The organism is Pseudomonas wenzhouensis (assembly GCF_021029445.1).
GTDB lineage: Bacteria > Pseudomonadota > Gammaproteobacteria > Pseudomonadales > Pseudomonadaceae > Aquipseudomonas > Aquipseudomonas wenzhouensis.
This window is the reverse complement of the sequence record NZ_CP072610.1, coordinates 1,647,754-1,667,952: the sequence shown is the minus strand read 5'-3', so window position 1 is coordinate 1,667,952 and position 20,199 is coordinate 1,647,754. Positions and strand designations below refer to the sequence as shown.

Genomic DNA, 20,199 nt, shown 5'->3' with positions numbered 1-20,199 from the left:
ATATGACGCCAGATGCCCTGCGCCTGGAGGTTCCGGAAATCCGCGAGGACAACCGCGTAACACCGGCGGAGGTCGCCCAGCAACTCGCGGCGGCCCGCCTGCTGGAACCGGAGCATGGCCTGCAGCACGTACTGAGCCTGTTGTTTTCGCTCAATCGCAGCCATCTGACCTTACTGGAAAGGCAGCGTGCGCTGCAAAGCTTCAGTGACGAGTATCGGCATTACGCCAGCTTCGCCAATCCCCATCCACCCAGCACACTGTTCGTGCGCCTGTGCAGCGAGCTGGCCAGCGGTTTCAAGCGCCTGCTGCTGCAGATCCTGCAGGGCCGCCAGCCATCGCTGCCGCATCTGGCCTGGTGCCTGTACATGGCCCAGCATTTCCTTGCCCAGCAGTTGCTGCGGCACTACCACCTTTATCAGGAACCCCCGCCAGCACTGTGGCGCGAAAGCCATTTGCTGTACTGGATCGGCGAACACCAGCAGTGCCTGGATGAGCCCGTGGCTGCTGCGTTCGAGCCGAAACCGGCGAATGATCTGCGCGGCCTTTACCAGCAGATGCTGCTGATGGCCCTGAGCAATCCCTTTCATCTCGACGCAGGCGAATGCCTGACCCTGTTCAATACGCTCGCCCCCCTGGCGTCGTTGGCCAGGCTGCAACCCTGGGACGAGGAAGACGACAGTGAAGGCCCGCTGGTCGACCTGAGCCAGGCGCAGGCCTGCCTTAACGTCGAACAACGCCCCGAAGGCGAACACGCCTACCTGCGTCGCTTCGAGCTGGGCGCACTGCTGATCGCCCTGCATGAGCCCGCGCCGCTGCAAAGCCAGCAGGAACGCCAGTTGCTCGAGCGAATACGCCAGCACTGGCTGGGACGCCAACAGCGTCGTCATGAACGTGCCGAACTCGCCGGCCAGTGCAGCCTGCTGGTCGGCCTGGCCGCCATCCATGCACAGTTGCTGGATAAACTGCCGCAGCGTACCGAGGCGCAGATTCTCGATGCCAGCCCCGGCGGCGCGCGACTGCTGTGCAACGCCAACGAAAGCGCGCAGCTGCAGGTCGGACAACTGGTGTTGCTGCTCACCACGGGTACGCCGGCGCTGGCGCTGGTGCGCTGGCGCCATCAGGGCGCAGAAGGTCTGCACCTGGGGCTGCGCTATCTCAAGGGTTTGCCACGCCCCGTATGGCTACGTCGCGCACCCAACGCGCAGACCCATCCTGGCGTGCTGCAAAGCACCCCCGACCCCGGCAACGGCTGGCATCACGGCCTGTGGTTGCCCACCGCCCAGTTCAGCCCCGGAGAGCACCTTTGGCTGCAACTGGCCAACGCGCACAATCAGGCCATCGTGGCGCTACCGGAAAGCAACCTGCAGACCTCATCGGTATCCCGTCACCCCTTGCGCCTGGCCTGATGGGCGAAACTGCGATCCGAGTCACGCGGCCTGTCTGCCAAGTGCACAGTTTCACCCACAGCTGGCTGCTTATAATTCCCGGCACACCTGTTTCAACCCGCCAGGAATTTCACCATGTCTCAAGCGCAAGACAAGCTGATCGGCTCTGTGCCAGCGCGCATCGTCGACGGCGCCCGCCTGCTGGTCACCGCCTATGAGGGGCGCGTGGCGGAATACAACGTTGCCACCTGGCTGCATATCCCCGGCCTGGCCAACCTGCCGGTCTCGCTGCTGGTGAGCTATCGCGACGGCGACAAACATCGTGAGGTCAATGTCGACCATGGCAAGGTCAGCGCCACCGGCAAGATTCTGCTGTCCGGCATTGCCCGCCTGCCGGTGCGGCAAAGGATCGAGGAGATGCAGGTGCGCCTGCGTTCGGCAGTGCCGACACCGAGCCTGGTGGTCGAGGAATTTTTCGTACAGGCCGTCGAGCCAGCCAACAGCGATGGCCTTCAGGCCATGGCCTGAACCCCGCTCAAGCAAAGACCCGCACACTGTCGCGGGGTTTTGCTTTCAGGCGGAGGACACCTCCGCACGACGCAGCGGCTGCGCTTCCTGCACGTCAGCCTCGGCATGCGGGTCTTCACTGACCGCGAACTCGAGCAGCGACTCAGGCCAACGGGCAAAGCGCAATCCGGTCACGCGATTGAGCCGCGTCAGCGCCTGCTGCGGATCGCGCCGATGAAGAGGGATGACCTTGTCTTTAGCCGTCATGACTGCCTGTATCCTCGCGATCCCTGCCCTCTCGGCAGTCCGATTACCACTACCCTGATGTTTGCCAGAACCGTGCCAGCCCTGTCGGCACGGAATCACTGACATCCGTGAGCCTGGAACACGAGCGAAGGCTGGCATGACGCTGCAAACTGACATTTTTTGTCACCCCTTGCCCGGCAACCACTGCGCCAGGCTGACACCGAAGCGCTCCTCACGTTCCGCCTGCAGGTGCTCCAGCCCTTCGCGCAATGCCGGATACCAGGGTTCATCGAGCTGGGCAGGCAACTGCGACAGACTCGGCAACGGCCAGGGGCTGCACTCGAGCAACTGGTGCAGGGAAACCTGATGCAGATCGCGGCACAACACCCAGCCGCCGCGACTGGCCTTGCATGCCAGGTGCTCGCGCTCGAGAAAATCCATCACCTGGCTCCACTCGTCTTCGGGCAGACGCCAGCCGGCACGCTGCATGTCGCCATAGTGCAAGGCCTCACCCTGCTGCTGACGTTTGAGCAACAGGCGCAGCACCACCAGCAGAATCAGCCCCCTGGCGATGGGCTCGCGGCGCCAGTGGCGGGGCTGTGACAGACCGTAGACCAGCTCGGCGCCCAGCAGCACGATCAGCCAGGACAGGTAAATCCACAGCAAAAACAGCGGCACCGTGGCAAAGGCGCCATAAATCAGGTGATAGCCCGGAAACAGGCTGACATACAGGCCGAACAGCGCCTTGGCCACCTCGAACAGCACCGCACTGAACAGGCCGCCCAACAGCGCATGACGCAGGGGTACGCGGGTATTGGGCACGGCCGCATAGAGCAGGGTGAACGCGGCGATGCTCGACAGCAGCGGCGCGAAGCCGAGCAGCGTCTTGGCACCGACGACGGCATCGGGCCCGGAAATCAGCGACAGAGAGGCAATGTAGGTACTGACCGCGAACCCGGCCCCCAGCAGCAGCGGCCCGAGACTGAGAATCGCCCAGTACAGCAGAAAGCTGGACATGCCACGCCGCGGCTGGCGTACCCGCCAGATCACGTTGAAGGTCTTCTCGATGGCCACCAGCATGAGAAACGCAGTGACCGCCAGCAGCCCCACACCGAACCAGGTCAGTTGTCGCGCCTGGGTGGTGAACTCACGCAGGTAGCCCTGCACGGCCTCACCGGTCGAGGGGACGAAGTTGTGGAAGATGAAACCCTGAATATCCTCGCCAACGCCCTTGAATGCCGGAATGGCCGAGAGCATGGCAAAAGTCACGGTCATCATCGGCACCACCGCGAACAAGGTGGTATAGGTCAACGCCGCCGCGTTGCCGGCACCTCGGTTCTCGACGAAGCGCTGGTAAAGACTCAGCCAGAATCCCAGCCAGTCCTTGAGACGAACCTGCATGACCACTCCTTAGCCTTCAAACATCGATAGACAGTGCACCGCGTGAAAAGGTCGCACGAAGCAGCCTCTCGCTTCGCGTGCATCCGCGTATCAGGCGGTTAGAATAGCCGCCAATTCAAGCCGGATACGAGCCACCATGACCGACCTGACGCTCTACCACAACCCACGCTGCTCCAAATCCCGAGGCGCGCTGGAGTTGCTCGAAGCACGCGGCCTGCAACCGACAGTCGTGCGCTACCTGGAAACGCCACCCAGCGCCGCCGAACTCGAGCGCCTGCTCGGCAAGCTGGGCATCGGCGCCCGCGAACTGCTGCGCAGCGGTGAAGACGAGTACAAGGCATTGGGCCTGAGTGATAGCAGCCTGAGCGAAGCGCAACTGATCGAGGCCATGGTCGAGCATCCCAAACTGATCGAGCGGCCGATTCTGGTCGCCGGCGACAAGGCCGTGATCGGCCGTCCACCGGAAAAGGTACTGGAGCTATTGGCATGAGCGCGCCCTATATCCTCGTGCTCTACTACAGCCGCCATGGCGCCACCGCCGCAATGGCCAGGCAGATTGCCCGTGGTGTCGAAATGGCCGGCCTGGAGGCACGTCTGCGCACGGTGCCGGCCGTCTCCAGCGAATGCGAGGCCGTCGCGCCGGGCGTGCCGGAAGAAGGCGCCATGTACGCCACTCTGGACGATCTGAAAAACTGCGCAGGCCTGGCCCTGGGCAGCCCGACCCGTTTCGGCAACATGGCCGCGCCACTGAAATACTTCCTCGATGGCACCAGCAACCTGTGGCTGACCGGCGAGCTGGTCGGCAAACCGGCTGGCGTGTTCACCTCCACCGCCAGCCTGCATGGCGGCCAGGAAAGCACGCTGCTGTCGATGATGCTGCCGCTGCTGCACCACGGCATGCTGCTTTGCGGCCTGCCCTACAGCGAGTCGGCCCTGCTCGAAACCCGTGGCGGCGGCACGCCCTACGGCGCCAGTCACCATGCCGGCAGCGACGGCAAGCGCGCGCTGGATGAACATGAAATCGCCCTGTGCCGCGCACTGGGTCAACGCCTGGCGCAGATCGCCGGCAAACTGGAGCAGTGATCGTGGCCCGAGCGAAGAAACCCCTGCCCAGCCTCGAATGGCTGGAGCCGCGCGTCAAACTCAGCCGGGCGCTGAGCCTGTTCAGCTTCATCGCCCTGCTCACCCTGCTGCTGGTATGGAACCTGGCCTTCGCCGACCTGCATGGCGCACGCATCGGCGTGGTACTGACCATTCAGTTGCTGCCGCTGGCCCTGCTCGCCCCCGGCATGCTGATGGGCAACGCCCGCGCCCATGCCTGGACCTGCTTCGTGGTCAACATCTACTTCATCCAGGGGGTACTGGCCGCCATCGATCCGGCGCGCGCCCTGTTCGGCGTTCTGGAGGCAGTGATCAGCTTCGGCCTGTTCTGCACAGCACTGCTCTACACCCGCTGGCGCTTTCAGTACGATCGCAAGCTGGCCGGCGAATAAACGTCCTGATGTAAGAGCGAGTTCTGCTTGCGATGCGCTTGTGCAGCCAAGAGCTCGCCCCCTACACAGGAGTTCCCAAAGCCATTACCAGCCCAGGGTTTCCTTGAGAAAGGGAATGGTCAGCTTGCGCTGGGCCTGTAGTGAGGCCTGATCCAGGCGTTCCAGCAGCTCGAACAGCGCGCTCATGCTGCGTTCGCCACGGGTGAGGATAAAGCGGCCGACCTCGTCGCTCATCTGCAGGCCGCGACGCGAGGCACGAAGCTGCAAGGCGCGCAACTTGTCCTCATCGGACAGTTCATGCAGTTGAAAGACCAGTGCCAGGGTCAACCGCGACTTCAAGTCCGGCAACTGAATCGGCAGCTCACGCGGCGACATGGTGCCGGCCAGCAATAAACGCCGACCACTGTCGCGCAGACGATTGAACAGGTGGAATAGGCCTTCTTCCCAGTCGCTGCGTCCGGCTACGGCATCGAGATCATCGAGGCAGACCAGCTCGCATTGCTCCAGATTGTCGAGCAACTCCGGGCCGTGCTGCACCACTTCGCTGAGCGGCAGATAGACCACTGCCTCGCCACGCTGCTCGAAACGCAGGCAGGCCGCCTGCAGCAAATGGCTGCGCCCGACACCGTCGGCGCCCCACAGGTAGATCAGGCTTTCCGTCCAGCCGGCATCGGCTTCGCACAGACGCTCGACATAGCCGAGCGCAGCGGCATTGGCGCCGGGGTAGTAGTTGGCGAAGGTGGCGTCATCACGCAGACGCACCCCCAGAGGCAGCTGGATTGGTTTCATGCAAGGGGCTCGTCGGAACCGCTGGACTCTCCGTAAAGGCCGGAAAGTTTATACAAATCATGGGCATGGCGCAGCAGAACCATGATCACCGCTGCTACCGGCAAGGCCAACAGCACGCCGGTGAAGCCAAACAGCTGGCCGCCCGCGAGGATGGCGAAGATCACCGCGACCGGGTGCAGACCGATGCGATCGCCCACCAACATGGGCGTCAGCACCATGCCCTCGAGCATCTGGCCGATCATGAACACCACAGCGATGCCGATCAGGGGATAGGGTTCGAGGCCGAACTGGAACAGCGCGGCGGTCAACGCCGCACCGATGCCGACGATAAAGCCCATATAGGGCACGATGCTCGCCAACCCCGCCAGCACGCCAATCAGCAATCCCAGCTCCAGCCCCACCAGCATCAGGCCCGAGGCATAAATGATGCTCAGCGCCAGCATCACCAGTAGCTGGCCACGCAGGAAGGCGCCGAGCACCTCATGGCATTCGCCTGCCAGCTTGACCACCAACCCCTCGCGTTGACGCGGCAGCAGGCGCCGCACCTGCTCGACCAGCACATCCCAGTCGCGCATCAGGTAGAAGCTCACCACCGGAATCAGCAGCAGATTACCCAGCCAGGCCAGCAGCGCCAGGCCCGAAGAGGTCGCCTGAGCCAGCACCGCCTTGAGCACATCGGTGGTCTTGCCGATGTTGTCGGCGAACACCTGCTTGAGCTGGTCGACCTGCAACAGGTCGTCCTGCAAGCCCAGGTGCGATTGCGACCAGGGCAGTGCCGTGCCCTGCAGCCAGTCGATCATCTCCGGCGCCAGTTGATACAAGCGCACCAGTTGCCGTCCCAGCATCGGCACCAGCACCAGCACGAGAACCAGCAGCACCAGCGCAAACAGGGTGAACACCACCACCACACCGCCGGTACGCGACAAGCGATGCCGCTCGAGGCGGTCGACCAGCGGATCGCCCAGGTAGGCCAACAGGATGCCGATCAGGAAGGGGGAAAGTATCGGGTGCAGCAGGTACAGCAACCAGCCGAGCAGAAACAGCCCAGCCATCCATAGCCAGCGGGTGGAATCGGTCATGCTCGCGTCCTCGTTGCGTAACGGCGCCAGGAGGGCGCCGCGTGACTGGGCTGTGATTTATCCGCCGGCAAGCTTACCAGCGAAAACGCAGCTGATCGGTGCGCGGCTTCACCTGTGGCGCCTCGGTGGCCCCCTCCTGGGGATTCTCCGGCGGTGCAGCGGCATCGAGCGGCTCGCTGACTTCCTGCAGTTGCCCCAACGCCAACTGTGCACGCAGTTGCTCCGGGCTGGCGCTGACCTGATAGACCAGGCGCTGGCCGTCGATCTCCTGCAAGCGTGCAGCGAAGGGTTCGAGCAAGCGCTCCAGCGCCGCGAAACGGCCCAGGTCAGCCCCTTCGATCACCAGCGTCAGGCTTTGCGCCGCGCCCGGCTTGACCACGAAGCGCGGCGCCAGGCGCTCGGCCACGGCCAGCAGCACGGCATCGGCCAGCGCAGCCTGGTCGGCGCCCTCGGCCTTGCCCTGCTCGCGCTCATCGCCCAGCCACAGGCGCCAGGTCGCCTGCCAGGTGCCGCCGCTTTCGGCGGCCCGCACGGCCAGCAAAGCATCGGCGCCATAGCGTTCGGAGGCTTCGCGTAACGCCTGCGGATCATTGGCCAGCAGCGCATCGGCACTGCCCAGCGCCTGCTCGCTCAAATCAGCCAGAGGCAAACGTAGCGGCAGGCCGCGGTGCTGAGCCGCCTCGCGCAGCAGCGCCGACGCACTCTGACTCTCGCCGACCAGTTGGCTGCCTTCCGGCGCTTCGTTGAGCCACCAGGTGAGAATCGCCGGTCGATTGGCGCCCCACAGGGCCAGGCCAGCCTGGCGCAGCTGTTGATCCGTGCTGGCCGGGTCGAATTCGACCAGCAACGCATCGCCCTCGAAACCAAACTGGCTGACGATCTGCTGCGGTTCCTTGCGCAGGCCTTCCAGCGCCGGGTTCTGCAACGCCTTGGCGTCGCCGGTCAGGCGCAGCACCAGAGTTTGCAGGGCTTTTTGCATGGCAGCATCGCGACTTTCCGGCTGTTGGTCAGCCACAGGCTCACGCACCTGGTACAGACCGGCCACCGGCGCGGCCAATGCCGGCAGGCTCAGAAGCGACAGACAGACGAACAACAGGCGGATGGAAAAACGCATCGGGGGGACTCTCGCAAGGGATGGCTGCACGGCGGCGGGGCACAAAGACCTATACCTTAAACAGCCGCCCCCGCCCCGGCAACCAGCGCCAGCGACGAAGCGCATGCACGCGAGTGGCCGCTACCGGGCAAGCCTGATAAAATCGCGCGCCTTCGCCAGCCGGTACGCGCGCCAGGTTCCCTGAATGAGCCTGCGCCACGTCGGCGCCTACACGAACTCCCCATTCAAAGGCCCGGATCTATGAGCAAGCAACCCTCCATCAGCTACAAGGACGCAGGCGTCGACATCGATGCCGGCGAAGCCCTGGTCGAACGCATCAAAGGCGTCGCCAAGCGCACTGCGCGTCCGGAAGTCATGGGTGGCCTGGGCGGCTTCGGCGCCCTGTGCGAGATCCCGGCCGGCTACAAGCAACCGGTACTGGTGTCCGGCACCGACGGCGTCGGCACCAAGCTGCGCCTGGCGCTGAACCTGAACAAACACGACAGCATCGGCCAGGACCTGGTCGCCATGTGCGTCAACGACCTGGTGGTCTGTGGCGCCGAGCCGCTGTTCTTCCTCGACTACTACGCCACCGGCAAGCTCAACGTCGACGTCGCTGCCACCGTGGTCACCGGCATCGGCGCCGGCTGTGAGCTGGCTGGCTGCTCCCTGGTCGGCGGCGAAACCGCCGAGATGCCGGGCATGTACGAAGGCGAAGACTACGATCTGGCCGGTTTCTGCGTCGGCGTGGTGGAAAAGAGCGAAATCATCGACAGCTCCAAGGTCGTTACCGGCGACGCGCTGATCGCCCTGCCCTCCTCCGGCCCGCACTCCAACGGCTACTCGCTGATCCGCAAGATCATCGAAGTCTCCGGCGCCGACATCGAGCAGGTGCAACTGGATGGCAAGGCCCTGGCCGACCTGCTGATGGCACCGACCCGTATCTACGTCAAGCCGCTGCTCAAGCTGATCAAGGACACTGGCGCCGTCAAGGCCATGGCCCACATCACCGGCGGCGGCCTGCTGGACAACATCCCGCGCGTGCTGCCACAAGGCGCCCAGGCGGTGATCGACGTGGCCAGCTGGAAGCGTCCGGCGGTATTCGACTGGCTGCAGGCACAAGGCAACGTCGACGAGCATGAAATGCACCGCGTGCTGAACTGCGGCGTCGGCATGGTCATCTGCGTCGCTCAGGATCAGGTCGAAACCGCCCTGGCCAGCCTGCGCGCCAGCGGCGAGCAACCCTGGGTCATCGGCCAGATCACCGAAGCGGCAGAAGGTGCAGCCCAAGTTCAGCTGAACAACCTGAAAGCCCACTGATGCCCTGCAATGTCGTCGTCCTGATCTCCGGGTCAGGCAGCAATCTGCAAGCGCTGATCGACAGCGTCGCCCACGACGGCAATCCGGCCCGCATCGCCGCGGTTATCTGCAACCGCGCCGGTGCCTACGGCCTGGAGCGGGCGAAACAGGCCGGGATCACCACCGAACTGCTTGATCACAAGCAGTTCGACGGCCGTGAGGCATTCGATGCTGCCCTGATCCAGGCCATCGATGCCCACCAGCCTGACCTGGTGGTGCTGGCCGGTTTCATGCGCATCCTCACGCCGGGCTTCGTACAGCACTATGCCGGACGCCTGCTGAATATCCATCCGTCGCTACTGCCCAAACACAAGGGGCTACACACTCACCAGCGCGCGCTGGAAGCCGGGGACAGCGAGCATGGCTGCAGCGTGCACTTCGTCACCGAGGAACTCGATGGTGGCCCCCTGGTCGTACAAGCAGTGCTGCCCGTGATGGCCGATGACACGGCCGAAAGCCTGGCCAGCCGCGTGCACCAGCAGGAACACCTGATTTATCCGCTGGCGGTGCGCTGGTTTGCCGAAGGCCGCTTGCGTCTTGGCGCCCAAGGCGCAATGCTGGATGACCAGCCGCTGCCTGCCAGCGGCCACCTGATTCGAACCTAGGAGACCCTATGCGTCGCGCCCTGCTGTTCGCCCTGACCCTGTTCGCCCTGCCAGCCCTTGCCGAGGATCTGCAGCCTTTCTCCGCCAGCTACACGGCGGACTGGAAGCAACTGCCGGTCAGCGGCAGCGCCGAACGCAGCCTCAAGCGTGAGGACGACGGCCGCTGGGCCCTCAACTTCGAAGCTTCGATGCTGGTTGCCAGCCTTACCGAAGAAAGCACCTTCCGCGTCGACAACGGTGCCCTGCTGCCCTTGACCTACCGCCTCAACCGCAGCGGCCTGGGCAAAGGCAAGAAGGTCGAACAGGACTTCGACTGGGAGCAGAAACAAGTCATCGGCAACGACCGTGGCGATGCCGTGACCTTTCCGCTCAACCGTGGCCTGCTGGACAAGTCGACCTATCAGGTCGCCCTGCAGCAGGATGTCGCGGCGGGCAAAAAGAGCGTGAGTTACCAGGTGGTCGACGGTGACGAAATCGAAACCTACGACTTCCGTGTACTGGGCGAAGAAGTGGTACGCACCAAGGCTGGCCTGATCGATGCGATCAAGGTCGAGCGGGTGCGTGACCCTACGCAAAGCACCCGCAAGACCGTGCTGTGGTTCGCCAAGGACTGGGGCCACTTGCTGGTACGCCTGCATCAGGTGGAAACCGACGGCAAGGAATACCAGATCATGCTCAAGGAAGGCACCGTCGCCGGCAAGCCGGTCGAAGGCCGCCGCGACTGATCCAAACCGGCAAAACAGTTTTTCGTAGGAGCCCCGCCCTGGGGCGAAGCTTTCGAACCAACGCCGCCTGGTTCGCGGCGGGGCGCCGCTCCTACAGTTCGCAGCATCCTTGCCTGCTCCAGGCGCTGCCTGACAGCGCCTGGCATGTATCTCAGTCCTGACTCACCGCGCCGATCTTGTGAATCGACAGATCAGCGCCGTTGTATTCCTCTTCCTGACTCAGGCGAATGCCCAGCGACGCCTTGAGCAGGCCATACACCGCAAAGCCACCGACCAGCGCGACCACCACGCCCAGCACAGTGCCGATCACCTGGCTAGCCAGGCTGACGCCGCCCAGACCACCGAAGGCTTCAAGACCGAAGATGCCGCAGGCGATGCCACCCCAGACGCCACACAACCCGTGCAGCGGCCAGACGCCGAGCACGTCATCGATCTTCCACTTCACCTGTGTTGCGGTGAATGCCCAGACGAACAGCGCACCGGCAATCGCACCCGTGACCAGGGCGCCAATCGGATGCATCAGATCCGAGCCGGCGCAGATCGCCACCAGACCTGCCAGCGGGCCGTTGTGCAGGAAGCCCGGATCGTTTCGGCCGACCAGCAAGGCTGCGACGGTGCCACCAACCATGGCCATCAGCGAGTTGACCGCCACCAGGCCACTGACGCCTTCGAGTGTCTGCGCGCTCATCACATTGAAGCCGAACCAGCCGATGATCAGGATCCATGAGCCCAGCGCCAGGAACGGAATGTTCGACGGTGCCATGGCCACCAGTTTGCCGTCGCGATAACGACCATTGCGACGACCGAGCAGCAACACGGCACCGAACGCCAGCCAGCCGCCCATGGCATGTACCACCACGGAACCGGCGAAATCATGGAAGCCGGCGCCGAAACGCGTTTCGAGCCAGGCCTGCAAGCCGTAGTTGCCGTTCCAGATCATGCCTTCGAAGAAGGGATAGACGAACGCCACGATCAACGCCGTGGCGCATAGCTGCGGGCCGAATTTGGCGCGCTCGGCAATGCCACCGGAGATGATCGCCGGAATCGCCGCGGCAAAGGTCAGCAGGAAGAAGAACTTCACCAGCCCATAACCGTGGTTCTCGGTAAGCACCGCAGCCGGTTCGAGGAAGTTGATGCCGTAGGCGATCCAGTAGCCGATGAAGAAATAGGCCAGGGCCGAGATGGCAAAGTCGGAAAGAATCTTTGACAAGGCGTTGACCTGGTTCTTCTGCCGCACCGTGCCGACCTCGAGAAAGGCGAAGCCCGCGTGCATGGCCAGCACCATGATCGCACCCAGCAGGATGAACAGGGTATTGGAGCCGTGGATCAGCGTGGCCACGGCGCTGTTGATGTTTTCCATCCAGGAAGGAAACTCCGGCAGTGAAGAAAAAGCACCAAACTAAGGCATATCGAAGATCTTCTGCACCGCAATGCAGCAAACTCTTGAAGAGCGCCCTCGAACGCACCGGCCGGAAGCTCCAGAATGGCGCACCCAGAAACCGGAAATCTGGCATTTATTTCTTATAAATTAATGGGTTATTTGTCGTTCATGCCATCCTTGGCCTATCTCGAAAGGCACCACCACAGAGCACCCGACGAGTCTTACGCACCCGCAAAATGCAAGCGCTGTACCACACGCCAACCCAGTCACTTTCAGACTATTCTTGCGGAACCCCTACACAGCAGAGCACTCGTAAACAGTACGTACCCAACGCAGAGGACTGCTCACATGCCCCGCAAAGCCGCCACACCAAGCACCAAGGACGCCCTGCTGGATGAGTTCCAGGCTCTGGTCAGCGACACCGAGAAGCTCCTGCAGCATTCCGCCAGCCTTGCCGGTGAACAGGCCGAAGCGTTGCGCGAGGACATTCGCAGCAGCTTGAGCCGCGCCCGTGAAACCCTGCACAACGCCGAGTCGGGTTTGCGCGAGCAGGGCAAGATGGCCGTCGATGCCACCGAAGACTACGTGCACAAGCACCCCTGGCAGGCGTTGGGTCTGTCGGCCGCCATCGGCCTGGTGCTCGGCCTGCTGATCAGCCGCCGTTGACAGCGCCCATGTCCAACGGACCCTCGCCACGACGTCTGGGCGCAGCTTTTCTGGGCTTGCTCCAGGGTCATGTGGCGTTGCTGGCCCACGAACTGGAAGACCAGCGCAACCAGGCACTGCGCGCGCTGCTGCTCGGCGGCCTGTGCCTGGCCTTCGCCCTGCTTCTGCTGATGGGCCTTTCCGCTGTGCTGCTGATTCTCTACTGGGAGTCGCACCGCCTGACAGTCGCCATAGGCCTGTGCCTGTTCTACGGATCCGGCCTGCTCGCTTGCGGCGCCTGGCTGCTGACCAGCCTGCGCAATGCCGAGCCACCGTTCAGCGCCAGCCTGGAAGAACTGCAACGCGACCGCGAGCAACTGCTGCCATGACGCCCATTCTGCCCCCAGGCGCCTCGCGCCGAGAGCTGCGCAAAGCTGTGCTGCGCATGCGCCTGGAGATGCATCGCCAGGAACTGCGCCATGAAATGCTGCAGATCAGCCAACCACTCAAGCAGGCACGCGAATACGGGCAGCGCCTGCGCCAGGGCAATGCACCTTTTTTGCTCACCGGCGGTGTTCTGGCACTGGCCGGCCTGCTCGGCGGCAAGCGCGGTTGGCGGCGCTGGCTACGCCTGGCCTTGATCATTGCGCCACTGCTGCGCCGTCGACAAGGCAGCCACGACTGAAGCAGACATTGATCCGGGGCTGCACTGGCCGCGTTCTTGCTAGGTTGAGCCTCCCAACCGCCATTTGGCGGCTCAACCGCTGAACGCTAAGGACGCCCCAGGTGATCGACGGACTGCCTTTCGCCGTCTTCCAACCCTTTATCGATACCGCCACCGGCCGCATCGCCGGTGTCGAAGCGCTGGCACGGCTGCGCGATGACGACGGCCTGGCCCATTCGGCCGGGCCACTGTTCGCCGATCCGAAGACTCCGCCCACCGCTCTGCGTCGCCTCGACCGACAGGTCCGCGAAGATGCCCTGCGCCGCTTTCATCAGGCGCCGGCGGACTGGTTCCTCAGCCTCAACATCTCGCCACGCTGGATCAGCCGCCTGCGCCCGGCGCAACCGCTGCCCAGCCTGATCCAGCTGCAGCGCAGCGGTATCGAGCCGACGCGCATCGTCTTCGAGATCACCGAGCTGGGCGGCGCCAGCCAGCGCCTGCCTGACGTGGTCGCGCGCTACCGCGAGGCTGGCGCGCGCATCGCCATCGACGATTTCGGCGCCGGCTACTCGCAGCTCGATCGCGTGCTGGCGCTGCAACCCGACATCCTCAAACTGGACATGCGCCTGTTCCAGGAGGCCGCGCGTGGCGGCCCCAGCGGCGAAGTGGTCAAGGCACTGGCGCAGATGGCCGAGAAAACCGGCTGCTGGATCATCGCCGAAGGGGTGGAAACCGAAGCCGAGCTGAACTTCGCCCTGGAATGCGGCGCGCGCTATGTGCAGGGCTTTCTGTTCGCCAGGCCGGAAGAAGAACTCTTCGCCAGCGACGCCTTCGTCGGCCGCTTCGCCCGCCTGCGCGACAGCTACGTACAGCAGAAACTCGCCGAGCGCGCACGTCTGGTCAATCTGCGTCAGCAACTGGCCGAGTTGATGGCAGAACTCATGTTCTGGGCCGAAAGTGGCGCACCGACCACCAGCCTCAGAGCACCAGACAACTACCCCTGGTTGCTGCGTACCTATCAGTGTGATCGCCATGGCACCCAGCTGACACCTAACCTGGAATGGCGCCATCAGGCCTGGCACACCGATGATCGCTACCTCGGGCACAACTGGTCCTGGCGCCCGTACTTCTATCAACTGCTGGCCGAAGGCTGGGAAGAGCGGCGCCTGACCCTCTCCACCACCTACCGCGATGCCACCACCAACCAGTACTGCCTCACGGCTGGCCAGTTCATCGACAACGGTCGCCGCCTACTGCTGGTGGACATCGACGCTGCCGGTCTGTAACCAAGCCGGGGTTGCAGGCAGCGGCACGAACACCCAAGCTAGGGGCCTGGATCAACCTGGCGAGGATCGGCCTTGGATTGGCACACCCTGCTCACCCGTGAACGTCTCGGCAAACCCGCACCCAGCTCGGCAGAGCTGGGCCGCAGTCCCTTCCACAAGGATCATGACCGCATCATCTTCTCCGGTGCGTTCCGTCGTCTCGGGCGCAAGACGCAAGTGCATCCGGTTTCCAGTAACGACCATATCCATACGCGCCTGACCCACTCACTGGAGGTCAGCTGCGTCGGCCGCTCGCTGGCCATGCGCGTCGGCGAGATCTTGCGTGATGAGTTGCCGGACTGGTGCACACCGAGCGACCTGGGCATGGTCGTGCAGTCCGCCTGTCTGGCTCACGATATCGGCAACCCGCCATTCGGCCACTCCGGTGAAGACGCCATCCGTCACTGGTTCCAGCAAGCCGCCGGGCGCGGCTGGCTGGATGCGATGAGCGATGCCGAGCGCGGCGACTTTCTCAATTTCGAAGGCAATGCCCAGGGTTTTCGTGTGCTCACCCAACTGGAATACCACCAGTTCGATGGTGGCACGCGGCTGACCTACGCCACCCTCGGCACGTACCTGAAGTACCCCTGGACGGCCCGTCACGCCAATGCCCAGGGTTACAAGAAGCACAAGTTCGGCTGCTACCAGAGCGAGCTGCCGCTGCTCGAGCAGATCGCCGCCAAGCTCGAACTGCCGCCACTGGAGAAGCAGCGCTGGGCGCGCCACCCGCTGGTCTATCTGATGGAGGCAGCGGACGATATCTGCTACGGCCTGATCGACCTGGAAGACGGCGTGGAGATGGAGCTGCTCGACTACACCGAGGTCGAGGCGCTGCTGCTCGATCTGGTCGGCGACGACCTGCCGGAGACCTATCGCCAACTCGGCCCCAAGGACTCGCGCCGACGCAAGCTGGCGATTCTGCGCGGCAAGGCCATCGAACACCTGACCAACGCGGCGGCCAGCGCCTTCGTCGAACAGCAACAGACCCTGCTCGGCGGCGGCCTGCAGGGCGATCTGGTGGAACACATGCACGGCGCAGCCAAACGCTGCGTACAGAGTGCAAAGTCCCTGGCGCGCGAGAAGATCTTCCACGACAAGCGCAAGACGCTGCACGAGATAGGCGCCTACACCACGCTGGAAATTCTCCTCAACGCCTTCTGCGGCGCGGCATTGGAGCTGCATAGTGGTCGTCCGCTGTCATTCAAGCACAGGCGTATTCTCGATCTGCTCAGTTACTATGCGCCAGAACCCGGCTGGCCGCTGTATCGCTCGTTCATGCGGGTGATCGACTTCATCGCCGGCATGACGGACAGCTACGCGACGGAAATGGCGCGGGAGATGACTGGCCGTTCGAGCCCGATCTGACGAAAACAGCGCATGAAGAATCTGATTCGCAACAGTTTCACCTGGCATGCCGGCCCGCCGGCCTGGGGCCCTGCCGTGGTCGCGGTGCTGGGCTGCGCTCTGCCGTTGGTGCTGGGCCTGTTCACCGCGCACAGCGGATTTCTCTGGGCCTCTGCCGGTGCCTTTCAGGCCGCCCAGGCCAACCCGCTGCACCGCTTCGGCATGCTGCGCATGCTGCTGCTCACCGGCCTGGGCGCCTGCAGTGCCGGCCTCGGTTTCTGGGCCGGTGGCCACCCACTGGTGAGCCTGGGTATCTTCGCCGCCTTCGGCCTGCTGCTGGCCTGGCTGCAGCGCTTCGGCAGCGAAGCTGGCAAGCTGGGTATCGGCCTGTGCATCTGCCTGTGTCTCGGCCAGGGGCAGTTTGGTATCGGCAACCTGCACAATCCCTATGCAGTGACCATGCTGTTCATTCTCGGCGGGTTGTGGGTGATGCTACTGGCCTTCGGCCTGCGCGGCCTGCATGGTCTGCGCATGTGGCCGTACATGCCGCGTTTTCTCGCGATCCTCAAGGTACTCAGGCGTCATGCGCAGCGCCTTCCCCGTCAGCAATGGCGCCTGCACGCCCTGGCCTGCATGCTGGCGTTCTCCGCGTCAGGGTTGATCGTCAATCTGGCCGGGTTGTCACGCGGTTACTGGCTGACGCTGACGGTCATCAGCACGCTGCAGTTGGAGTTTCAGGGCAGCCTGGTTCGCGCCCTGCAAGCCAGCCTGGCCAGCCTGAGCGCGGCCGGTCTGCTGATTTTCTTCGGCCACAGCCTGCAAAGCCCACCCATGATGGTGATGATCCTGCTGGCACTGGTATTTCTCAGCCGCGCGCTGCAAGCCAATCACTACGGCCTGTTCGTGCTGCAGACCAGCCTGTGCTTCGTGCTCCTGGCCGAGAGCCTGTCGCAGGACTGGCACCTGGCCGAGGTACGCCTGCTCAATGCGCTGATCGGCATCGCCCTGACCCTGACGGTCGCCCTGCTGGTGCATGGTCTGCGCCTGCATCTGAACAAGCCGGCGCAGCCCGAGCGCACCCCGTAACGGCCTTTATAACGTTTCGGCAGATTCGCTCACTCTTCACTATGCTGTTCTAGCCAGCAGCGCTTGCAAGGAGTGATATGCGATGCCCCCCCCCGCACGAACGTCGTTTCCCTCTGCATGTTCATATCAGCGTTCTGTTCACGCTGTTACTGCTGCTGACTGGCGTGGTGCTGGGCCTGTTCAACTATCAGCAAACCAGCCGAATGATCTTCTCCAGCAGCGCGACCCTGTTCGAGCGCATTCAACAGGACGTGCAAAGGGACCTGGACAGCACCTATCGACCCATCCGCCATCTGCTCAGCCTGTTGGCGTTGCAGCCTGCCACACAGGCCGACACACTGGACGAACGCCTGCAGTTGCTGCCGCTATTCGTTCAGGCCCTGCGCGACAACCCCAAGCTGGCGTCGATTTACCTCGGCTACGAGGATGGCGACTTCTTCATGGTCAGGCCGCTGCGCAGCGACATGCTCAAGCAGCGTTTCAATGCCCCCGAGAAAGCCGCTTACCAGGTCTGGAGCATCGACCGCAGCAGCGCTACGACCGACAGCGACTACCTGTTCTTCGACGGTTCACTGAACCCGCTCAGCCGCCGCCAGAAACTCAACGAGCCCTACGATCCCCGCCAGCGCGAGTGGTTCAAGCGTGCCCACAGCGATGGCGGACAGATCACGACTGCGCCTTATCTGTTTTTCTCCAGCCAGGATATCGGCACCACGCTGGCCAGACGCAGTGGCCTGACGACCGTGATCGGCGCCGACCTTACCCTGGCCGATCTCTCGGCCACACTGGCCAACCACCGTGTTACCGCCAACACCCAGATCGTGCTGGCCGATGGTGAAGGCAACGCCGTGGCCTACCCTGACAGCAGCCGCCTGTTCAAGGCGCTCGACGGCAAGGTATCGCTGGTCAAGGTCAGTGAGCTCAACCCTGCCCTGGGTGAGCTGCTGGCCGGACAGTTGAACGAACAGGACGCAGGTGTCATCGAGCTGGCCAAGCAGCGCTGGGCCATGGCCCAGCGGCACATTCAGGAGGGTGGCCCGCAGGGCTTGCATCTGGCCCTGCTGGTACCCGAGCAGGAGTTGCTGGCCGATGCCTATCGCATCCGCTGGCAGGGCGCCCTGATTACCCTCACGACCCTGCTGCTGTGCCTGCCACTGGGCTGGCTGACGTCACGCCTGGTGGTCAAACCGTTACGCAGCCTGGTGCAGGAAGCGCAGGCCATCCGCCGTTTCGACTTCAGCTATCCGGCCAGCGGCCGCTCGCCGATTCTCGAGGTCGACCAGTTGGCGGTGTCAATGAGCCGCATGAAGGACACCCTGTCGAGTTTTCTCGATATTGCTGCCAGCCTCTCGGCAGAAACCCAGTTCGACGCGCTGATCAAGCGCGTAATGGATGCCACCGTCTCCATCAGTGCGGCCCAGGGTGGCCTGTTGTATCTGCTGGACAACGACAGCGGCCGCCTGGAACCACAGGGGCTGGTGCTCGACGGCCAAAGCAGGAGCCTGACCGAACTGGGTATTGAGCCGCTGGCCCATGATGCGCCCAGCCTGCCCGCCTGGCTGCAGGGCCCGGCCAGCGGTGGCGCGAGCATTGCCACGTCCATCGGCTTCGATCAGGCGGGGCAATTCCAGGGGCTGCTGTCGGCCATGGACAGCCCGCGCCTGCATCTGATCGCGGCCGGTCTGCACAACCGCCAGGGTGACACCGTGGGTGTACTGGTACTGCTGCAACGCGATAGCGGTGAGAACAGCGAAAGTATGCTCAATGCCGACCGCGTTGCCTTCGTCGATGCCGTATCGGGCAGCGCCGCCCTATGTATCGAGAGCCAGCACCTGCTGGCCAGGCAGCGGCAATTGCTCGATGCCTTCATCCAGCTGATCGCCGGCGCCATCGATGCCAAGAGCCCTTATACCGGCGGTCATTGTCAGCGCGTGCCGGAAATCACCCTGATGCTGGCCCGCGCCGCTGCCGAGAGCGACGCCCCCGAGTTTCGTGACTACAACCCCAGCGACGAAGAATGGGAAGCGCTGCACATCGCCGCCTGGCTGCACGATTGCGGCAAGGTCACCACCCCCGAGTACGTGGTGGACAAGGCGACCAAGCTGGAAACCCTGTATGACCGCATCCATGAAATACGCATGCGCTTCGAAGTGCTCAAGCGTGATGCCTGGATCGCCTATTGGCGGGGTCGTGCCGAGGGCGGTGACGACACGGCACTGGCCGCCCTGCGTGACCAGTTGCTGAGCGACCTGGACGACGAGTTCGCCTTCATCGCACGTATCAATCTTGGTGGCGAAGCCATGGCCGATGAGGATCAGACCCGTCTCGGACGCATCGCCGAGCGCCGCTGGTTACGCACCCTGGACAATCGCCTGGGGGTTTCCTGGGAAGAAGCCAAGCGCATGGAGCGCACACCGGCGCCGCCACTGCCAGTGGAAGAGCCGCTGCTGGCTGATCGCCCTGAGCACCTGATCGCACGTGCCGAGCAGGACGTGATTGCAGCGGACAATCGCTGGGGCTTCAAACTGGACGTGCCAGCCTACAAGTTCAACCGTGGTGAGCTGCACAACCTGGGCATCGCCCGGGGCACATTGACGGCTGAAGAGCGCTACATCATCAACCACCATATCGTGCAGACCATTCTCATGCTCGACCGTCTGCCCTTCCCCAAACACCTGCAGAACGTTACCGAAATAGCCGGTGGGCACCATGAGAAAATGGACGGCACCGGTTATCCCAAGCGCCTGACGCGCGAGCAGATGAGCCTGCCGGCACGCATGATGGCAATCGCCGATATCTTCGAAGCCCTGACGGCCGTAGATCGTCCCTACAAGAAGGGCAAGAAGCTGTCGGAGGCGCTGAACATCATGGTCGGCATGTGCAAGGGCGCGCACATCGACCCGCAACTGTTCGCCCTGTTCATTCGTGCCGGCATCTACCGGCGTTACGCCGAACGATTCATGCTGGCCGAACAGATCGACGCGGTGGATGAACAGGCGTTGCTGGAAAAGGCGGGAGCGCTGTAGGAGCGCTCCGCACAATCAACGCTGGCATCGGGCAGGCTGCCTGATG

General features: G+C 63.6%; 21 protein-coding genes. 15 read left to right on the top strand and 6 right to left on the bottom strand.

Features of this window, described 5'->3' with window-relative positions; translation table 11 throughout:
* The first annotated feature begins 2 nt into the window (after nucleotides 1-2).
* Nucleotides 3-1,406, top strand: a complete 1,404-nt coding sequence (locus J7655_RS07630) for a PilZ domain-containing protein (RefSeq protein ID WP_230927256.1) — start codon at nucleotides 3-5, stop codon at nucleotides 1,404-1,406.
* Nucleotides 1,407-1,520: 114 nt separating this feature from the next.
* The gene (locus tag J7655_RS07625) at nucleotides 1,521-1,913 is read left to right on the top strand and encodes a hypothetical protein (RefSeq protein ID WP_230927255.1); all 393 of its coding nucleotides are present in this window, start codon (nucleotides 1,521-1,523) and stop codon (nucleotides 1,911-1,913) included.
* 45 nt (nucleotides 1,914-1,958) lie between these two features.
* On the opposite strand, the gene J7655_RS07620 is transcribed toward J7655_RS07625, so the two are convergent.
* Together J7655_RS07620 and J7655_RS07615 are read right to left on the bottom strand one after the other, a co-directional pair.
* The gene (locus J7655_RS07620; RefSeq protein ID WP_230927254.1) at nucleotides 1,959-2,159 is read right to left on the bottom strand and encodes a hypothetical protein; all 201 of its coding nucleotides are present in this window, start codon (nucleotides 2,157-2,159) and stop codon (nucleotides 1,959-1,961) included.
* 162 nt (nucleotides 2,160-2,321) lie between these two features.
* The gene (locus J7655_RS07615) at nucleotides 2,322-3,539 is read right to left on the bottom strand and encodes a YihY family inner membrane protein (protein WP_230927253.1); all 1,218 of its coding nucleotides are present in this window, start codon (nucleotides 3,537-3,539) and stop codon (nucleotides 2,322-2,324) included.
* Nucleotides 3,540-3,675: 136 nt separating this feature from the next.
* Between J7655_RS07615 and arsC the strand changes: the two genes are divergently transcribed.
* The 3 genes from arsC to J7655_RS07600 are packed head-to-tail and all read left to right on the top strand — an operon-like array spanning nucleotide 3,676 to nucleotide 5,032.
* Entirely contained in the window at nucleotides 3,676-4,029 is a 354-nt protein-coding gene (arsC, locus tag J7655_RS07610; RefSeq protein ID WP_230927252.1) for an arsenate reductase (glutaredoxin), read from the top strand.
* Nucleotides 4,026-4,622, top strand: coding sequence for an NAD(P)H:quinone oxidoreductase (gene wrbA / locus J7655_RS07605; protein WP_230927251.1), 597 nt, complete (start codon nucleotides 4,026-4,028; stop codon nucleotides 4,620-4,622). The genes arsC and wrbA overlap by 4 nt, the downstream gene beginning before the upstream one ends.
* 2 nt (nucleotides 4,623-4,624) lie before the next feature.
* Entirely contained in the window at nucleotides 4,625-5,032 is a 408-nt protein-coding gene (locus J7655_RS07600) for a DUF2069 domain-containing protein (RefSeq protein ID WP_230927250.1), read from the top strand.
* An 84-nt stretch (nucleotides 5,033-5,116) separates the two neighbouring features.
* On the opposite strand, the gene hda is transcribed toward J7655_RS07600, so the two are convergent.
* The 3 genes from hda to J7655_RS07585 all read right to left on the bottom strand — a co-directional run bounded on the left by hda (nucleotide 5,117) and on the right by J7655_RS07585 (nucleotide 8,014).
* Nucleotides 5,117-5,821 (bottom strand): DnaA regulatory inactivator Hda, encoded by a 705-nt coding sequence (hda, locus tag J7655_RS07595; RefSeq protein WP_230927249.1) that lies wholly within the window; start codon nucleotides 5,819-5,821, stop codon nucleotides 5,117-5,119.
* The gene (locus tag J7655_RS07590; RefSeq protein WP_230927248.1) at nucleotides 5,818-6,900 is read right to left on the bottom strand and encodes an AI-2E family transporter; all 1,083 of its coding nucleotides are present in this window, start codon (nucleotides 6,898-6,900) and stop codon (nucleotides 5,818-5,820) included. Before J7655_RS07590 ends, hda begins: the two co-directional genes overlap by 4 nt.
* A gap of 73 nt (nucleotides 6,901-6,973) precedes the next feature.
* Nucleotides 6,974-8,014, bottom strand: a complete 1,041-nt coding sequence (locus tag J7655_RS07585; protein WP_230927247.1) for a DUF2066 domain-containing protein — start codon at nucleotides 8,012-8,014, stop codon at nucleotides 6,974-6,976.
* Nucleotides 8,015-8,254: 240 nt separating this feature from the next.
* Here J7655_RS07585 and purM point away from each other — a divergent pair, with 240 nt between their 5' ends.
* Genes purM through J7655_RS07570 form a run of 3 tightly spaced genes read left to right on the top strand, consistent with a single transcriptional unit; the run spans nucleotide 8,255 to nucleotide 10,682 of the window.
* Complete coding sequence (gene purM / locus J7655_RS07580) at nucleotides 8,255-9,313, top strand: phosphoribosylformylglycinamidine cyclo-ligase (RefSeq protein WP_230927246.1); 1,059 nt, start codon at nucleotides 8,255-8,257, stop codon at nucleotides 9,311-9,313.
* Nucleotides 9,313-9,957, top strand: coding sequence for a phosphoribosylglycinamide formyltransferase (purN, locus tag J7655_RS07575; protein ID WP_230927245.1), 645 nt, complete (start codon nucleotides 9,313-9,315; stop codon nucleotides 9,955-9,957). The genes purM and purN overlap by 1 nt, the downstream gene beginning before the upstream one ends.
* An 8-nt stretch (nucleotides 9,958-9,965) precedes the next feature.
* The gene (locus tag J7655_RS07570) at nucleotides 9,966-10,682 is read left to right on the top strand and encodes a DUF3108 domain-containing protein (RefSeq protein WP_230927244.1); all 717 of its coding nucleotides are present in this window, start codon (nucleotides 9,966-9,968) and stop codon (nucleotides 10,680-10,682) included.
* Between the two features lie 151 nt (nucleotides 10,683-10,833).
* On the opposite strand, the gene J7655_RS07565 is transcribed toward J7655_RS07570, so the two are convergent.
* On the bottom strand, nucleotides 10,834-12,042 hold the full coding sequence (locus tag J7655_RS07565; RefSeq protein WP_230927243.1) for an ammonium transporter: 1,209 nt from the start codon (nucleotides 12,040-12,042) through the stop codon (nucleotides 10,834-10,836).
* Nucleotides 12,043-12,411: 369 nt separating this feature from the next.
* Between J7655_RS07565 and J7655_RS07560 the strand changes: the two genes are divergently transcribed.
* From J7655_RS07560 to J7655_RS07530, 7 genes are all read left to right on the top strand, one after another.
* The gene (locus tag J7655_RS07560) at nucleotides 12,412-12,729 is read left to right on the top strand and encodes an ElaB/YgaM/YqjD family protein (protein ID WP_230927242.1); all 318 of its coding nucleotides are present in this window, start codon (nucleotides 12,412-12,414) and stop codon (nucleotides 12,727-12,729) included.
* Nucleotides 12,730-12,737: 8 nt separating this feature from the next.
* Nucleotides 12,738-13,097, top strand: a complete 360-nt coding sequence (locus tag J7655_RS07555; protein WP_147811122.1) for a phage holin family protein — start codon at nucleotides 12,738-12,740, stop codon at nucleotides 13,095-13,097.
* The gene (locus tag J7655_RS07550) at nucleotides 13,094-13,393 is read left to right on the top strand and encodes a hypothetical protein (RefSeq protein ID WP_230927241.1); all 300 of its coding nucleotides are present in this window, start codon (nucleotides 13,094-13,096) and stop codon (nucleotides 13,391-13,393) included. Before J7655_RS07555 ends, J7655_RS07550 begins: the two co-directional genes overlap by 4 nt.
* A gap of 101 nt (nucleotides 13,394-13,494) precedes the next feature.
* The gene (locus tag J7655_RS07545; RefSeq protein WP_230927240.1) at nucleotides 13,495-14,658 is read left to right on the top strand and encodes an EAL domain-containing protein; all 1,164 of its coding nucleotides are present in this window, start codon (nucleotides 13,495-13,497) and stop codon (nucleotides 14,656-14,658) included.
* 72 nt (nucleotides 14,659-14,730) lie between these two features.
* On the top strand, nucleotides 14,731-16,062 hold the full coding sequence (locus tag J7655_RS07540; RefSeq protein WP_230927239.1) for a deoxyguanosinetriphosphate triphosphohydrolase: 1,332 nt from the start codon (nucleotides 14,731-14,733) through the stop codon (nucleotides 16,060-16,062).
* Nucleotides 16,063-16,074: 12 nt separating this feature from the next.
* Nucleotides 16,075-17,127, top strand: a complete 1,053-nt coding sequence (locus J7655_RS07535) for an FUSC family protein (RefSeq protein ID WP_230927238.1) — start codon at nucleotides 16,075-16,077, stop codon at nucleotides 17,125-17,127.
* Nucleotides 17,128-17,204: 77 nt separating this feature from the next.
* On the top strand, nucleotides 17,205-20,153 hold the full coding sequence (locus J7655_RS07530) for an HD domain-containing phosphohydrolase (RefSeq protein ID WP_230927237.1): 2,949 nt from the start codon (nucleotides 17,205-17,207) through the stop codon (nucleotides 20,151-20,153).
* Nucleotides 20,154-20,199: the final 46 nt, after the last annotated feature.

Excerpts from the sequence above, each read along its gene's own strand:
- J7655_RS07630 (WP_230927256.1), top strand. The coding sequence starts at position 3 with ATGACGCCAGATGCCCTGCGCCTGGAGGTTCCGGAAATCCGCGAGGAC.
- J7655_RS07625 (WP_230927255.1), top strand. The coding sequence starts at position 1,521 with ATGTCTCAAGCGCAAGACAAGCTGATCGGCTCTGTGCCAGCGCGCATC.
- J7655_RS07620 (WP_230927254.1), bottom strand. The coding sequence starts at position 2,159 with ATGACGGCTAAAGACAAGGTCATCCCTCTTCATCGGCGCGATCCGCAG.
- J7655_RS07615 (WP_230927253.1), bottom strand. The coding sequence starts at position 3,539 with ATGCAGGTTCGTCTCAAGGACTGGCTGGGATTCTGGCTGAGTCTTTAC.
- arsC (WP_230927252.1), top strand. The coding sequence starts at position 3,676 with ATGACCGACCTGACGCTCTACCACAACCCACGCTGCTCCAAATCCCGA.
- wrbA (WP_230927251.1), top strand. The coding sequence starts at position 4,026 with ATGAGCGCGCCCTATATCCTCGTGCTCTACTACAGCCGCCATGGCGCC.
- hda (WP_230927249.1), bottom strand. The coding sequence starts at position 5,821 with ATGAAACCAATCCAGCTGCCTCTGGGGGTGCGTCTGCGTGATGACGCC.
- J7655_RS07590 (WP_230927248.1), bottom strand. The coding sequence starts at position 6,900 with ATGACCGATTCCACCCGCTGGCTATGGATGGCTGGGCTGTTTCTGCTC.
- J7655_RS07585 (WP_230927247.1), bottom strand. The coding sequence starts at position 8,014 with ATGCGTTTTTCCATCCGCCTGTTGTTCGTCTGTCTGTCGCTTCTGAGC.
- purM (WP_230927246.1), top strand. The coding sequence starts at position 8,255 with ATGAGCAAGCAACCCTCCATCAGCTACAAGGACGCAGGCGTCGACATC.
- purN (WP_230927245.1), top strand. The coding sequence starts at position 9,313 with ATGCCCTGCAATGTCGTCGTCCTGATCTCCGGGTCAGGCAGCAATCTG.
- J7655_RS07570 (WP_230927244.1), top strand. The coding sequence starts at position 9,966 with ATGCGTCGCGCCCTGCTGTTCGCCCTGACCCTGTTCGCCCTGCCAGCC.
- J7655_RS07565 (WP_230927243.1), bottom strand. The coding sequence starts at position 12,042 with ATGGAAAACATCAACAGCGCCGTGGCCACGCTGATCCACGGCTCCAAT.
- J7655_RS07560 (WP_230927242.1), top strand. The coding sequence starts at position 12,412 with ATGCCCCGCAAAGCCGCCACACCAAGCACCAAGGACGCCCTGCTGGAT.
- J7655_RS07555 (WP_147811122.1), top strand. The coding sequence starts at position 12,738 with ATGTCCAACGGACCCTCGCCACGACGTCTGGGCGCAGCTTTTCTGGGC.
- J7655_RS07550 (WP_230927241.1), top strand. The coding sequence starts at position 13,094 with ATGACGCCCATTCTGCCCCCAGGCGCCTCGCGCCGAGAGCTGCGCAAA.
- J7655_RS07535 (WP_230927238.1), top strand. The coding sequence starts at position 16,075 with ATGAAGAATCTGATTCGCAACAGTTTCACCTGGCATGCCGGCCCGCCG.
- J7655_RS07530 (WP_230927237.1), top strand. The coding sequence starts at position 17,205 with ATGCGATGCCCCCCCCCGCACGAACGTCGTTTCCCTCTGCATGTTCAT.